We start from the raw sequence: 13,427 nt of genomic DNA, 5'->3' as shown, positions 1-13,427 counted from the left end.
GACACGACGCTTGGATATGAGGCCCGCAGAGATGCGGGCCTCAAATCTTTCACAGGTCGGTGGCGATGATTTTCTCGATGTTCCGCTCGGCCAGGGCCGTGATGGTGACGAACGGGTTGACGCTGGTGTTGCCCGGGATCAGCGCCCCGTCGATGACGTACAGGCCGGGGTAGGCGGTCAGGCGCCCGTAATTGTCGGTCGCCTTGTTCAGGACCGCGCCCCCGAGCGGGTGGTACGTCAGATGGTCGCCCCAGATCTTGTAGATGCCGAACAGATCGGTCCGGTAAATCGTCCCCTCTTTCGCGTTTATTTTGTCGAAAATGGTCTTCGCCATGTCGATGGCCGGTTGTTTCCAGGCCGTCTGCCAGTTCAGGTCCACCTTTCCCGTCGCGGCGTTCCAGGTGAACTGGGCCCGGTTCGGGTTCTTGGTGATGGAGAGATAGAACGACGCGAAGGTCTCGATCCCGGTGGGCAGCGGGGCGATCTCCGCGAAGGCGCCGCCCGCGGCCCAGTTGTCGATGCCGGAGCACGGGATGGACGACTGGAGCGATCCGGTCGGGTCCCAGAGGTGGTTGGCGCGGCCGCACATGACGTTGCCGTTGTCGCCCCAGCCCTTGCCGATCTCGCCGTTCAGGTTGGGCAGCGCGCCGGTGGCCTTCAGCTTGACCAGTAACTTGCTGGTGCCCACGCTGCCGGCCGCGAAGAACACCCGGTCCGCGGTGACGGTCTTGGTGGCGGTGGTGTCGCCGCTGGTGTTCAGCTGCTCGATGGTCACCGTGTAGGCGCCGCCGGATGCGGGAACGACCGAGGTCACCCGGTGCAGGGGGGAGACGGTGACTCTGCCGGTGGCCGCGGCCCGGGCGAGGTACGTCTTCTGCAGCGACTTCTTGCCGTAGTTGTTGCCGTACAGGATCTCGCCGGCCAGGGCCGACTTTGTGACCGTGCCGGCGGCCTCCTGCTCCATGTAGTCCCAGTCGTACACGTCCGGCACGAAGGTGAACGGGAAGCCGGAGCGCTGGGCGTGCTTGCGGCCCACGCGGGCGTACTGGTAGCAGTCGGTGGAGTCGAACCAGGCGGGGTCCACGGTGCCGACGCCGAGGCCGGTGTTCGCGCGGGGGTAGTAGGTGTCGTACATCTCGGCGGGGTTCACCGAGGGGAGGATGGCGGCGAAGTTCTCGCGCTTGGGGGTGACGGCCATGCCGCCGTTCACCAGCGAGCCGCCGCCGACGCCGCGGCCCTGGTAGACCGTGATGCCGCCGAACTCCTCGGCGTCCAGCACGCCGGTGTAGCGGGGGATGTCCCGGTCGATGGGGAAGCCGAGGAAGTAGTTGAGCGGGGCCTTCGTCCGGGTGCGGAGCCAGTAGGAGCGGTTGTCCGGCTGGAGCGTGTTGCAGAAGATCTTGCCGTCGGAGCCTGGGGTGTCCCAGGCCATGCCCATCTCGATCATGTGGACGTTGACACCCGCCTGGGCCAGGCGCAGGGCGGCCACCGAGCCGCCGTACCCGGTGCCGATGACCAGGACAGGCACGCGGGCCCCGTCAGCGATCGGACCGGCAGCGGCAGCGGCGGCGGCCGGGTGGCTGAGGGCCGCCGCGCCCAGGAGGGACCCGGTTCCGATGAGGAAGCCGCGGCGGGAGATGTCGGGGGTCGAGGTCTTTCCGGTGCTGCGCATGCGGTCCCTCACTTCGTGAGTTCTCATAATCGGGGGGTGGGCGATGAGCCGCCGGTCAGCGTGCATGCGGTGTCGAGGCCCAGTACGTGGTTGAGGCGGCCGAACGCCAGCCACGAGCCGAGGCACATGCTCAGCTCCACGATCTCGAGCTGGCTGTAGTGCGCCGTCATCCGGGCCCAGAACTCCTCGTCCAGGCCGTGGTGGTCCTGGGCGTACCGCTCGGCGTACTCGGCCGCCAGGCGGGTGCGGTCGTCGAACGCGTCGGTCGTGCGCCACTCCGTGACCGCGTCGGCGAACGTGTCCTCGACCTTCTGCCCGTCCCGTTCCGTACGCCAGTCGAGGCAGAAGGCGCACCCGTTGATCTGCGCGATCCGCAGCCGCGCGGCCTCGAACTCGCGCAGTCCGAGGGTCGTGTGGGTGTACACCGACATCGAGAACTTCGAGGCGGCGATCCCGATGCCGGGGACCATCTCGCCCCACACGTACGAGATCGGGTCCTTGCCTGCGGGAATGTCGATGTTCACGGTCGTTTTCCTCCGAGAGTGCCGGGTCGCAGCGGGACGTCGAGCGCGTCGTACAGTCCGGGTCCGGCGTCCACGAGCCAGTCGATGGCGCCCACCAGGCGGGCGACCGCGGTGGCGTTCCCTCCGGCGGACAGGTTGCCGCCCTCGTCCGTGGCCTCCACCGTGACCTCGATGCGCGGCCGGCCCTCGATGATCACGCGGTGCGCGCCCACGCCGTTCGGAGCCGTCGGCCAGTCGGGCGCGCAGGACGAATGGATGCGGGTGACGTGCTCGACGACGATGCGGGGCTCGCCCTCGACGATGCCCTGCACCTCGAACCGGACCGCGCCCTGCGTCCCCGCCTCGAACTCGCCCACCGTGGCGTCGAGCGCGCGCCGGTCCCGGGTCTCGCGGATCTCGTCGAGCTCGACGCCGAGGGCCCTGGCCATCAGCCGTACCTGGCCGCCCCACACCATGGTCGGGACGGTCGGCGCGATCATCGGCGGCTCGTAGTCCATCGGCTGGCCCATGCCGACCAGGTACCGGACGGAGTCGGGCTGGTCGTACGTGGAGTAGTCGAAGATCTCCTGGCAGCGGATCACGTCGATGGTGGAGCCGAGCCCGCTGATCAGCACCGGCAGCACGTCGTTGCCCCAGCCGGGGTCGATCCCCGACACGAACAGCGAGCCGCCGCCCTCGCCGATGGCGGCCAGCACCGGCTCGCGCAGCTCGGGCGGGGCGTTGCGCTGGTCGTAGAGCGCGTAGAGGGAGGGGGTGACGACGACGGCTCCGGCTCGGATCGCCCTGGTCACGTCGTCGAGTGCCTCCTGGGGGCGGAGGTCGCCGGAGGCCGCGTAGACCACCGCGCGAGGGCTCGCGCCCAGGACGGCTTCGACGTCGTCGGTGGCGGCGACCCCGAGCTCGTGGCCGAGCCCGGCGAGGTCGCCGGCGTCCCTGCCGACCTTGTCCGGATCGTGGACGAGTACGGCTGTGAGTTTCAGCCCCGGATGGGCCTCGACCGCGCGGACGGCCGCGCGGCCGACGTTGCCCGTGCCCCAGACAACCGTGGACATCATGGGCGGAGCGTAGCAAGCGCTTGGTTAGTCGTATAGGGGTCAGCCGCGTACGGCGCACAGCAGGCGGTTGTTCCCCCGCTGCCAGAGCGTGCCGACCTCCGCGAACCCGGCCTCCCGCAGCGCCTCGACGTGATGCGACAGCAGGTGCGACTCGGAGCCGTGGTGCGAGGCCCCGGCCGTGGTGCGGCGCGCCTCGTTGAGCTCGGCGAAGGCCGGGTCCGCCTCGACCGCGTCCCACCAGGTCCGCCAGTCCTCCGGCGGGTTCGCGCCGAACGCCCGCTCCGTCTCCCTGTCGTGGACGGCGCGCTCAAGGCGGGAGAGGGCGGGGGAGGTGTCGTCGGTGTCCATGTGGTCGCCGTTGAGCAGCAGCCCGCCGGGCCGCAGCACGCTCGCCACCTCGCCGTACACGCCCTTGAGGTCGGCGGCGGAGATCCAGTGCAGCGCCGTCGTGCTGATCGCGGCGTCGGCGGGCCCGTCCAGCCCGAGCAGTTCCGTCCAGCCGCCGGTACGCAGGTCCGCCGAGACGAACGTCAGCCGCGGGTACGCGGCCCGCCCGAGCCCGAGCAGCAGCGGGTCGGCGTCCACCGAGATCACCTTCGCCCTGGGCAGGCGGTCGAGCAGCCGGGCCGACAGGGACCCGGGGCCGCAGCCCAGGTCGATCACCACCGGGTCCGGCCGGTCCAGCGCCTCCACGGCGTCGATCAGGGCGGTGAAGCGCTCCTCGCGGTCGGGGAGATAACCCTCCTGCTGGCGGTCCCAGCGCGCGATCCACTGCGATGCGGCATCGTGAGTGAGCACGTCCGTCTCCTTGTGACTGTCGTTTATGCTTTGGGCAGTTACAAGCTAGAACACGAAGGTGTAACCGGTCAATTGGATTACAACAGTCACACGGATGGCGTGGTCAGGACCACGGTGGCGATCGTCAACGCGCTGACCCCCGGTGAGCAGCGGGGACGCGCTTATCCGGCGCCGGGCAGCGCCGGTGCCGCCGCCACCGAGAGCCTGCGCACGGTCTATCCGGATCATCGAGACGTCACCGACGCGGAGGGCGCCGAGCTGGCGGAGGTGGCCGCCCGCCTGCGGACGGTCTTCGCCGCCGTGGCCGCCGACGACATCGACGCCGCCGCCAACGAGGTCAACGCGCTGCTGGAGGAGAGCCACGCCAGGCCGATGCTGGAGCGGCACGACGGCGAGCCCTGGCACCTGCACTTCCACGGCCCGGGCGGCACGCTGGCGGGCGAGTGGGCGGCGAGCTGCGCCACCGGGCTGGCGATCGTGCTGGGCAGCGAGTTCAGCGACCGCCTGGGGGTCTGCACCGCGCCGCACTGCGACCGGGTCTACGTGGACGTCTCGCGCAACGGCACCCGGAGGTTCTGCTCCACGGCCTGCCAGAACCGCGTCAAGACGGCCGCCTTCCGCGCCAGGAGCCGGGCCGACTGACCGGGGCTAGAGGGTCCTGATCGGGGCTCCGGCGAGGAAGGCGTCGATGTCCTCGACGGCCTCGCGGAAGTACGTGCCGTAGTTCAGCTCCGTCACGTACCCCAGATGCGGCGTGGCCAGCACGTTGGGCAGAGTGCGGAACGGGTGGCCGGCGGGCAGCGGCTCCAGCTCGAACACGTCCAGCCCGGCCCCCGCGATGCGCCCCGCCCGCAGCGCCGCCACCAGCGCCTCCTGGTCGACGATCGCCGCCCGCGAGGTGTTGACCAGGTAGGAGGCCGGCCGCATCAGCGACAGCTCCCGCTCCCCGATCAGCCCCCGCGTGCGGTCACTCAGCACGAGATGGACGGAGACGAAATCGGACTCGGCCAGCAGCGCGTCCTTCCCCGGGGCGAGCCGCACGCCGAGGGCGTCCGTGCGCTCCTCGGTCAGATGCCGGCTCCACGCCACGACGTCCATGCCGAACGCCCGGCCGATCGCCGCCATCCGGGACCCGATCTTGCCGAGCCCCAGCAGCCCGAGCGTGCGGCCGTGGAGGTCGGTGCCGACGGTGCTCTGCCAGGGCCCGTCCGCGCGCAGGGCCGTCGCCTCGGGGAGCAGGTGGCGGGCGAGGCCGAGGATCAGCGCCCAGGTCAGCTCCACCGGCGCGGTCGAGCCGCTGGCCGTGCCGCAGACCGTGACGCCGCGCGCCCGCGCGGCGGCCACGTCGATGGACGCGTTGCGCATGCCCGAGGTGATCAGCAGCCGCAGGTTGGGCAGCCGGTCGAGCACTTCGGCCGGGAACGGCGTGCGCTCCCGCATGATGACCACGATCTCGTAGTCGCGGAGGGCGGCCACGAGGTCGTCCCGGGCGGTGAAGTGGTCGCGGAAACCGGTCACCCGCACCCTCGACCAGTCGGCCAGGCCGAGGGCCACTCCCTGGTAGTCGTCAAGCACGGCGCAGCGCAGCATGACCAGCAATCCTACGGAGGATCCGGCCCCCTGCTCCAGCTCCCCGGTACGCCCGGGGAGCTGGAGCCCGTTCATTCGGCAGCCAGTCGCTCTGCCTCGTCGTGCAGCGCCAGGATCAGGATCAGCTCGAGCTGGAGCTCCTCCAGATCGGGCGCCGTGAGCCCGTGTAGGACGCGCATGTCGGGCCTCCCTGACCATAGGACGTCCCACAGGTCACAACGGTTCACCTGTCAGGTCTCGCTCCTGAACCGTTCCCACGCGGATTGCCGCGTCATGCCGAGCGAGGCGCCGATGCGTTCCCAGCTGACGTCCCTGCCGCGAAGATGCGCCACCCAGTCGCGCAGGTTGTCGTCCACCTGCGCCTGCACGGCGGCGATTTTCGGAAGATGCTCGAGTATTTGCTCCTCTGTCATGGACTCCCACATCGGGAGGCGGGGCTCGGTAGGGGTGGCGAGGCGCTCCTGCGTGAGGATTTCATTGCACAGTTCGATGCATTGGTCACAAATGTGCACACCGGGACCGGCAATCATCTTCTTCACCTCCGTGCTCTTCTTGTGGCAGAAAGAGCAGCGGATCTTGTCCTTCCATTCGTCAGGCATGCCCTGACACTAGTCCGTCAGGCCGCACCTGACAATCCCATCTGCTCCTGCAGGATGGCCTGACGCTCCTCGGCGATCTTGCGACAGATCGTCACGTACGCGTTCAGCACCTTGCCGTACAGCCCGCGCGCCTGTTCCAACTGGGCGCGCAGCTCCAGGACGCGGTCGGCGTCGCCGCGTTGCTCGGCCTCCGCCAGCAAGGTCCGTGCCTCGTCCACGATCTCCTCGGCGCGCAACCTCGTACGGCGGAGCACGGCGGAGCACTGATGCAGCTCTTCCAAGCGAGCCGCGGAGACGATGAACTCAGCAGAGTGCACGGGGGAGTCGTCCGACGCCCGCCTGCGGAGATCCGATGCCATTTCCCGCCACCTCCCGGTCAAGGTTGCCTAACTGTAGACGCGCAAGCCCATCGAGAGGATCACCGGCGAACGTCCGGGGGTGGCTGAATGATCCTGGCGGAGAGGTTTCTATTCCTCGGTAGGAAAACCTCATTCCTGAAACTCATTCGGTCCCAGGATAAATGTGGTACTGCCAGGGCCTATTAGTGGAATGCCGTATATCTCCGTTGGCTGCAAAAGCAGGGGTGAAGACATACGATCGGCCCTCGCGGAGGCCCGGGCTCGTCACATACTGAAGCCGGACGGCAGCGCAACGTGACTCTCTGAAGTGGTGGCGGTGGTGGCGGATGTCTGAAACGGGGAACGGTGACGACGCGGTCGACGTGAGCGTCGTCATCCCGGCGCACAACTGCCGGGCCTACCTCGACAGATGCCTCACCTCCGTGCTCGTGCAGCGCGTGAAGAAGGAGCTCATCGTCGTCGACGACGGCTCCACGGACGGCAGCGCCGAGCTCCTCGACCTCTACGCCGCCTATCACCGGGCCAGCGTCAAGGTCGTCCACATCGACGGCAGCGGCAGCGCGGGCCGGCCGCGCAACATCGGCATCGAGCACGCCTCGGGCCGGTACGTGTTCTTCTGCGACGCCGACGACTACCTCGGCCCCGAGGCGCTGGAGCGCATGGTCGCCATGGCCGACAGGAACGGCTCCGACATCGTCCTCGGCAAGATCGTGGGCCACGGCAGGCGGGCGCCGGCGTCGATGTTCCAGCAGAGCGCGGAGCGCGTGACCATCGGCGACAGCAACGTCTACAACAGCCTGTGCTGCTTCAAGCTGTTCAGGAGGGAGCTGCTCGAACGCCACCGCATCAGGTTCGGCGAGGGCATGCTCGTGGGCGAGGACATCCTGTTCACCGTGCACGCCTACTGCCACGCCGGGGCCGTCTCCGTGGTGGCCGACTACGACTGCTACCACCTCGTGTCCAGGCCCGACGGCAGCAGCATCATGCAGCAGCGCGCCAGCAGGGACCCGCTCGCCTGGCTGGCCATGATCAAGGCGCCGATCCGGCTCATGGCCCGGCACGTCGAGCCCGGTCCGCTCCGCGACCACCTGCTGCGCCGGCACTTCAGGCTGGACGTGTTCGCGCAGCTCGGGCAGGTGTTCCTGGAGAGCGACGACGTGCGGCGCAAGGACATCGCGCGGGAGGTGGCCGCCCTGTGCGACGAGTGGTACACCCCCGGCGTGCACGAGCTGCTCAACAGCGTCGACAGGCAGCGGGCGGCGGCGCTCGACGACATCGACCGCCTCGTGCGCCTGGCCCGCATCGAGAACGCCGCCGTGCGGCGCAGGCTGACCGGGCTGCGCTGGGACGGCGACAGCCTCCTGGTGACGGGATCGGCCGGGCTCGACGGCATCGGCGGGGACGACGGCCTGGCCGTGGTGCTGCGCGGGCGGCACGATCCGGCCGCCGAGCTGGTCGTCCCGGCCGAGCGCAAGGGGAACGAGTTCACCGCGCGGGTGAACGTGTCCGCGCTCGGCTCGGGGATCTGGGACCTGCGGGTGGCGGTCGAGGTCGAAGGCGTGATGCGGCTCGGCAGGCTCGGGGCCGAACGCGACAGCGGCGTCAACCGCCCGCCGCCCCGGCTGATCGGCGCCGCCGTCGCCCTGCCGTACTTCACCAGGGACAACGGCAACCTCAGCATCGACGTCGGCGGCCACGTGGTCGGGGTCCCCGGCTCGGTGCGGCTCATCAGGACGCGGTGGGCGCTGGGGCACCGGCTGATCGTCGACGGCGAGGTCTGCGTCGCGGGCGCCGCACCCGCCGCCTCGGCGGTCAAGCGGATCGTCTGGCGCGAGCGGCGCAGCGGCCGTGAGCGGGTCGAGCGGGCCGTGGCGCTGCCCAGCGGCGGTTTCGTGGCCAGGCTCGGGGTGGGCTGGCTGCCGCCCGGCACCTGGGACGCGTACCTGGAGCTGGATCTGGGCGGGCCGCCCGCGCGGTTCAGGATCGAGACCGACGCCGAGACGGTGGCGGCGCCGCGCCGGTGGTGGGGCGCGGCGGTGCTCAGGAGTGTGCGGCCGTACGCGACCTCGGGGAAGGGGCGGCTGAGCACCGTGGTGCGGCGGCTCACGGCGAGGATGATCATCAGGCGAATCATGCGCTAATGCCATCTATATGCAGGTGCAAGACGATGTCCTAAAGTAGGACCGTTTGCTCTTGCAGGAGGTGTGCCGTGCACGTACCAGATGGCTTCTTCAATGCCGCGACGTCCATCTCGGCCGGGGTGGTGGCGGCGGCCGGGGTCACCGTCTGTCTACGCGGGGCCCGGCGCGAGCTCGACGACCGGACCGCTCCCATGGCCGGGCTCGTCGCGGCCTTCATCTTCGCCGTCCAGATGCTCAACTTCCCCGTCGCCGCCGGCACCAGCGGCCACCTGCTGGGCGGTGCGCTGGCCGCGATACTCGTCGGGCCGTACACGGGTGTGCTGTGTATGGCCGTGGTCCTCCTCGTGCAGGGCGTGTTCTTCGCCGACGGCGGGCTGACCGCGCTCGGCATCAACATCACGATCATGGGCGTTGTCACCGTGGTGGTCGGCTGGGGGATCTTCCGGCTGGTGACGGGGCTGACCAAGGGGCGCGTGGCGGTGGCGGCGTTCCTGGCGGCGCTGGTCTCGGTGCCGGCCTCCGCGCTGGCGTTCACGCTGCTGTTCTGGATCGGGGGGACCGCGCCGATCGAGGTGGGCGCGGTGGCGGCGGCCATGGGAGGCGTGCACGTCCTGATCGGGATCGGCGAGGCGCTGATCACGGCCATGACCGTCAGCGCGGTCCTGGCCGTGCGGCCCGACCTCGTGTACGGCGCCCGCGGCCTGACCAAGCCCCTGGTCCTGCGCGGAGCCGAAGGCGCGACCACGACCGTGGGCGGGCAGGAGCCGGTCGCGGCTCCCGGCAGGCTCAAGCCGTTCCTCCTCGGAGGGGTCGGCCTGACGCTGGTCCTGGCCGGAGTCGTGTCGTTCTTCGCCTCGTCCTCGCCCGACGGGCTGGAGGCGGTCGCCGAGAACAAGGGCTTCCTCGGCCAGGCGACCGACCACCTGGTGACGTGGGGGCTGGCCGACTACGGCGACGTCGGCGGCATCCCCGTAGGCGTGGCCGGCATCATCGGCGTCGGGCTCGTGCTGCTCATCGCCGGGGCCGTGGCGTACGCCGCCCGCGGCCGCGACGCGGCCAAGGTGTGACGCGTGGGCGCGGGGCACCATCACCAGCTCTACCTGCCGGGCGACTCGGTCGTGCACCGGCTGCCGCCACAGTGCAAGCTGCTGGCCGTCTTCGCCTTCGCGATCGTCGTGGTGGCCACGCCGAGGGAGCGGTTCTGGGCGTTCGCGGTCTACGCCGCCCTGCTGGGGGCCGTGGCGGTGGCCGCGCGGGTGCCGCCGGCGTACGTGCTGCGGCGGATGGTGATCGAGGTGCCGTTCGTGCTGTTCGCCTTCCTCATCCCGGTCATCGGGCTGGGGGAGCGGACCACGGTCCTCGGGCTCTCGCTGAGCGTGCCCGGCCTCTGGGCGGCCTGGAACATCCTGGCCAAGGCCACGCTCGGCGTGATCGCCTCGATCCTGCTCGCGGCCACCACCGAGCCGCGGGTGATCCTGATCGGCGCCCAGCGGCTGCGGCTGCCGGCCCTGCTGGTGCAGATCGCCATGTTCATGCTGAGGTACATGGACGTGATCATGGACGAGATGCGGCGGATGCGGGTGGCCAGGGAGTCGCGCGGGTTCGAGGCGCGTGATCTGCGGCATGTCCCGGTGATCGCCAGGTCCGCCGGGGCGCTGTTCATCCGTTCGTACGAGCGGGGCGAGCGCGTGCATCTGGCCATGCTCAGCCGGGGATACACCGGCCAGATGCCGGTGATACAAGATATTTCGGCATCTGTACGTCAATGGGGCATCGCTCTGGCTCTGCCGGCCATGGCCCTCGCAGTATGGGGACTTTCGTGGTGAACTCTCTCGACGTCAAGCAGCTCGCCTACGCCTATCCCGACGGCACGCAGGCGCTGTTCGGCGTGGACCTGTCGATCGGCCGCGGCGAGCGCGTGGCCCTGCTCGGCCCGAACGGCGCCGGCAAGACCACCCTCGTCATGCATCTCAACGGGATTCTCACCCCGGGGCACGGAAGCGTCACCGTGGCCGGCACGCCGGTGCGCAAGGACACGCTCAAGGAGGTCAGGCAGCGCGTCGGCCTGGTCTTCCAGGACCCGGACGACCAGCTCTTCATGCCCACGGTCAGGGACGACGTCGCCTTCGGCCCGGCCAACGCGGGCATGCGGGGCGAGGACCTCGACCGGGTGGTCAAGGACGCGCTGGAGCGGGTGGGCATGCTGGAGGCCATCGACCGGCCGCCGCACCACCTGTCGTTCGGGCAGCGGCGCCGGGTGGCGGTGGCGACCGTGCTGGCCATGGCGCCGGAGATCCTGGTGCTCGACGAGCCCTCGTCCAACCTCGACCCGGCCGCCCGCAGGGAGCTGGCGGAGATCCTGCGCTCGCTCGACGTGACGATGCTCATGGTCACGCACGACCTTCCGTATGCGCTGGAATTGTGTGAACGTTCACTGATCCTTTCCGGCGGCGTCATCGCCGCCGACGGCCCCACGCGTGACCTGCTCTCCGACGCGGAACTGCTGGCCGAGCACCGCCTGGAGCTTCCATACGGATTCGCGATCCCTGCGGTGTGAGGGCATTTATCCGCGTCCTGTCCGCCTCTTCATAGTTTGTGCATGCCCGGGACCCGGGGATGTCGAAGTACAGTGGCTCATCGAGGAGGGGCCAAATGAAGCTGCGGCTTGCGCGACACGCCCTTGGCGATGCCGTGGTGGTGGCCGTTGAGGGAGAGCTCGACCTGTTCACCGCACCGTTCCTGCGCGACGAGGTGCGTGACGCGATCAAGCAGGACAGCGCCAGGCTGGTGCTCGACCTGCAGCAGCTGTCGTTCATGGACTCCAGCGGCCTGTCGGTGCTGATCGAGGCCTGGCGGCTGGCGACGGGCGAGGGCGGCGGCGTGTCCCTGGCGGCGCCCCAGGCGCCGGTGGCGCGCATTCTCCGTACGACGGGGCTCGACCGGCGCATCAAGGTCTATTCCGACGTCGACAGCGCTGTGGGTGAGATTTGACGCCCCCCGAGTAGAACTTCATTCGGTCGGCGGGTTAGGGTCCGGGATATGGACGTGAACGGATCTGCAGCAATCATCTCCGGCGGCGCCAGCGGCCTCGGGGAGGCGACGGCCCGCGAGCTGGCCCGCGCCGGCGCCACGGTCGTCGTAGCCGACCTCAACGAGGAGCGCGGCAAGACCGTCGCCGATGAGATCGGCGGGGTGTTCGTCAAGACCGACGTGTCGGACGACGAGCAGGTGCAGGCGGCCGTGGACGCCGCCGTGGCCACCGGCAAGCCGCTGCGCGTGGTGGTCAACAGCGCCGGCATCGGCTGGGCCGAGCGCACGGTCAACCGTGACGGCAGCCCGCACAACCCGGCCACGTACCGCAAGGTCATCGAGGTCAACCTGATCGGCACGTTCAACCTCATGCGCATCGGCGCCGCGGCGATCGCCAAGACGGAGCCGGCCGACGCCGACGGGCAGCGGGGGGTGGTGGTCAACACGGCCTCCGTGGCGGCGCTGGAGGGGCAGACGGGGCAGCTGGCGTACTCGGCCTCCAAGGGCGGCATCGTGGGCATGACGGTGCCCGCGGCGCGCGACCTGGCCGCGATCGGCGTGCGGGTGAACACGATCTGCCCGGGCATCATCGACACGCCCATCTACGGTTTCACGGCGAACTCCGAGGAGTTCAAGGCCAAGCTCGTGGCGCCGGTGGTGTTCCCCAAGCGCATGGGGCGGGCCGACGAGTTCGCGCACCTGGTGCACTCGCTGATCCAGAACGACTACATGAACGCCGAGGTCATCCGCTTCGACGGCGGCATCCGCTTCCAGCCCAAGTGAGGTCTCGTTGTCTGACGAAGTGCTCGTCGAGGAATCCGAGAACGTCGCCGTAATCACGATAAATCGCCCTAAAGCGCGGAATGCCGTGAACGGGGCGGTGGCGCGGGGGATCGCCGAGGCGCTGGACGCGCTCGACGCCCGCCCCGACATTTCCGCCTATGTCCTGACCGGTGCCGGTGGCACCTTCTCCGCGGGCATGGACCTCAAGGGGTTCCTGTCCGGCGACTTCCCGGTGGTCGAGGGGCGCGGCTTCGGCGGGCTCGCCGAGTCGCCGCCGAAGAAGCCGCTGGTGGCCGCCGTGGAGGGGTACGCGCTCGCGGGCGGCTTCGAGCTGGCGCTGTCGTGCGACGTCATCGTGGCCTCGTCGGAGGCCAAGTTCGGGCTGCCGGAGCCCAAGCGCGGGCTGGTGGCGGGCGCGGGCGGCGTCATGCGGCTGCCGCGCCGGATCCCGTACCACGTGGCCATGGAGATCGCCCTGACCGGCGACCACTATCCGGCGGCGCGGCTGTACGAGCTCGGGCTGGTCAACCGGATCACCGTGCCGGGGGAGGCGCTGGAGGGGGCGCTGGAGCTGGCCCGCAAGATCGCCGCCAACGCGCCGCTGGCACTCGCCGCGACCAAGAAGGTGATCATCGAGTCGCAGGACTGGTCGCTGGAGGAGATGTTCGCCAAGCAGGGGGCGATCGTCGGGCCGGTGTTCGGCTCGAAGGACGCCATGGAGGGCGCGGCCGCCTTCGCCGAGAAGCGTGCCCCCCGCTGGACGGGCGAGTAACCGTCCGGCGCCCGGCCTCTTACGGGCGGGAGAGCCCCCAACCGCTCTCCCGCCCGCGCCTCCTCGGCGCCGCCCGCCATTCCCTCCCGAGGGACCTCAGCCCG

Annotated in this window: 15 protein-coding genes; 8 read left to right on the top strand and 7 right to left on the bottom strand. The window is 70.0% G+C overall.

Annotation, left to right across the window (positions count from 1 at the left end):
• Positions 1 to 49 precede the first annotated feature (49 nt).
• The 4 genes from AB0L65_RS56625 to AB0L65_RS56610 are packed head-to-tail and all read right to left on the bottom strand — an operon-like array spanning position 50 to position 4,049.
• Complete coding sequence (locus AB0L65_RS56625) at positions 50 to 1,672, bottom strand: GMC oxidoreductase (RefSeq protein ID WP_364264913.1); 1,623 nt, start codon at positions 1,670 to 1,672, stop codon at positions 50 to 52.
• A gap of 23 nt (positions 1,673 to 1,695) precedes the next feature.
• Entirely contained in the window at positions 1,696 to 2,196 is a 501-nt protein-coding gene (locus AB0L65_RS56620) for a carboxymuconolactone decarboxylase family protein (RefSeq protein WP_364264911.1), read from the bottom strand.
• On the bottom strand, positions 2,193 to 3,251 hold the full coding sequence (locus tag AB0L65_RS56615) for a dihydrodipicolinate reductase (protein WP_364264909.1): 1,059 nt from the start codon (positions 3,249 to 3,251) through the stop codon (positions 2,193 to 2,195). Before AB0L65_RS56615 ends, AB0L65_RS56620 begins: the two co-directional genes overlap by 4 nt.
• Positions 3,252 to 3,290: 39 nt before the next feature.
• Positions 3,291 to 4,049, bottom strand: a complete 759-nt coding sequence (locus AB0L65_RS56610) for a class I SAM-dependent methyltransferase (protein WP_364264907.1) — start codon at positions 4,047 to 4,049, stop codon at positions 3,291 to 3,293.
• 72 nt (positions 4,050 to 4,121) lie between these two features.
• On the opposite strand from AB0L65_RS56610, the gene AB0L65_RS56605 reads away from it, so the two are divergent.
• Positions 4,122 to 4,691, top strand: a complete 570-nt coding sequence (locus tag AB0L65_RS56605; RefSeq protein ID WP_364264905.1) for a CGNR zinc finger domain-containing protein — start codon at positions 4,122 to 4,124, stop codon at positions 4,689 to 4,691.
• Between the two features lie 6 nt (positions 4,692 to 4,697).
• Here the strand turns inward: AB0L65_RS56605 and AB0L65_RS56600 are convergent, their stop codons facing one another.
• From AB0L65_RS56600 to AB0L65_RS56590, 3 genes are all read right to left on the bottom strand, one after another.
• Positions 4,698 to 5,714 (bottom strand): D-2-hydroxyacid dehydrogenase family protein, encoded by a 1,017-nt coding sequence (locus AB0L65_RS56600; RefSeq protein ID WP_364264903.1) that lies wholly within the window; start codon positions 5,712 to 5,714, stop codon positions 4,698 to 4,700.
• 155 nt (positions 5,715 to 5,869) lie between these two features.
• Complete coding sequence (locus AB0L65_RS56595; RefSeq protein ID WP_364264901.1) at positions 5,870 to 6,238, bottom strand: ClpX C4-type zinc finger protein; 369 nt, start codon at positions 6,236 to 6,238, stop codon at positions 5,870 to 5,872.
• A gap of 17 nt (positions 6,239 to 6,255) precedes the next feature.
• Positions 6,256 to 6,597, bottom strand: a complete 342-nt coding sequence (locus AB0L65_RS56590) for a hypothetical protein (protein WP_350733336.1) — start codon at positions 6,595 to 6,597, stop codon at positions 6,256 to 6,258.
• Positions 6,598 to 6,923: 326 nt separating this feature from the next.
• On the opposite strand from AB0L65_RS56590, the gene AB0L65_RS56585 reads away from it, so the two are divergent.
• From AB0L65_RS56585 to AB0L65_RS56555, 7 genes are all read left to right on the top strand, one after another.
• Positions 6,924 to 8,738 (top strand): glycosyltransferase family 2 protein, encoded by a 1,815-nt coding sequence (locus AB0L65_RS56585; RefSeq protein WP_364264899.1) that lies wholly within the window; start codon positions 6,924 to 6,926, stop codon positions 8,736 to 8,738.
• A 68-nt stretch (positions 8,739 to 8,806) separates the two neighbouring features.
• Complete coding sequence (locus tag AB0L65_RS56580) at positions 8,807 to 9,805, top strand: energy-coupling factor ABC transporter permease (protein WP_364264897.1); 999 nt, start codon at positions 8,807 to 8,809, stop codon at positions 9,803 to 9,805.
• A 3-nt stretch (positions 9,806 to 9,808) separates the two neighbouring features.
• Positions 9,809 to 10,564 (top strand): cobalt ECF transporter T component CbiQ, encoded by a 756-nt coding sequence (gene cbiQ, locus AB0L65_RS56575; RefSeq protein ID WP_364264895.1) that lies wholly within the window; start codon positions 9,809 to 9,811, stop codon positions 10,562 to 10,564.
• The gene (locus tag AB0L65_RS56570) at positions 10,558 to 11,295 is read left to right on the top strand and encodes an ABC transporter ATP-binding protein (protein ID WP_364264893.1); all 738 of its coding nucleotides are present in this window, start codon (positions 10,558 to 10,560) and stop codon (positions 11,293 to 11,295) included. Before cbiQ ends, AB0L65_RS56570 begins: the two co-directional genes overlap by 7 nt.
• 95 nt (positions 11,296 to 11,390) lie before the next feature.
• Complete coding sequence (locus AB0L65_RS56565; RefSeq protein WP_101785558.1) at positions 11,391 to 11,729, top strand: STAS domain-containing protein; 339 nt, start codon at positions 11,391 to 11,393, stop codon at positions 11,727 to 11,729.
• Between the two features lie 48 nt (positions 11,730 to 11,777).
• Positions 11,778 to 12,551, top strand: coding sequence for an SDR family NAD(P)-dependent oxidoreductase (locus AB0L65_RS56560; RefSeq protein WP_357725499.1), 774 nt, complete (start codon positions 11,778 to 11,780; stop codon positions 12,549 to 12,551).
• 7 nt (positions 12,552 to 12,558) lie between these two features.
• On the top strand, positions 12,559 to 13,323 hold the full coding sequence (locus AB0L65_RS56555; RefSeq protein WP_355204451.1) for a crotonase/enoyl-CoA hydratase family protein: 765 nt from the start codon (positions 12,559 to 12,561) through the stop codon (positions 13,321 to 13,323).
• Positions 13,324 to 13,427 lie beyond the last annotated feature (104 nt).

Origin of the sequence: Nonomuraea sp. NPDC052116, from assembly GCF_040680035.1 — a bacterium.
Lineage (GTDB): Bacteria > Actinomycetota > Actinomycetes > Streptosporangiales > Streptosporangiaceae > Nonomuraea > Nonomuraea angiospora_A.
This window is presented reverse-complemented; position numbering and strand designations above follow the sequence as displayed.

Excerpts from the sequence above, each read along its gene's own strand:
- AB0L65_RS56625 (WP_364264913.1), bottom strand. The coding sequence starts at position 1,672 with ATGCGCAGCACCGGAAAGACCTCGACCCCCGACATCTCCCGCCGCGGC.
- AB0L65_RS56590 (WP_350733336.1), bottom strand. The coding sequence starts at position 6,597 with ATGGCATCGGATCTCCGCAGGCGGGCGTCGGACGACTCCCCCGTGCAC.
- AB0L65_RS56615 (WP_364264909.1), bottom strand. The coding sequence starts at position 3,251 with ATGATGTCCACGGTTGTCTGGGGCACGGGCAACGTCGGCCGCGCGGCC.
- AB0L65_RS56585 (WP_364264899.1), top strand. The coding sequence starts at position 6,924 with ATGTCTGAAACGGGGAACGGTGACGACGCGGTCGACGTGAGCGTCGTC.
- AB0L65_RS56565 (WP_101785558.1), top strand. The coding sequence starts at position 11,391 with ATGAAGCTGCGGCTTGCGCGACACGCCCTTGGCGATGCCGTGGTGGTG.
- AB0L65_RS56600 (WP_364264903.1), bottom strand. The coding sequence starts at position 5,714 with ATGAACGGGCTCCAGCTCCCCGGGCGTACCGGGGAGCTGGAGCAGGGG.
- AB0L65_RS56560 (WP_357725499.1), top strand. The coding sequence starts at position 11,778 with ATGGACGTGAACGGATCTGCAGCAATCATCTCCGGCGGCGCCAGCGGC.
- AB0L65_RS56595 (WP_364264901.1), bottom strand. The coding sequence starts at position 6,238 with ATGCCTGACGAATGGAAGGACAAGATCCGCTGCTCTTTCTGCCACAAG.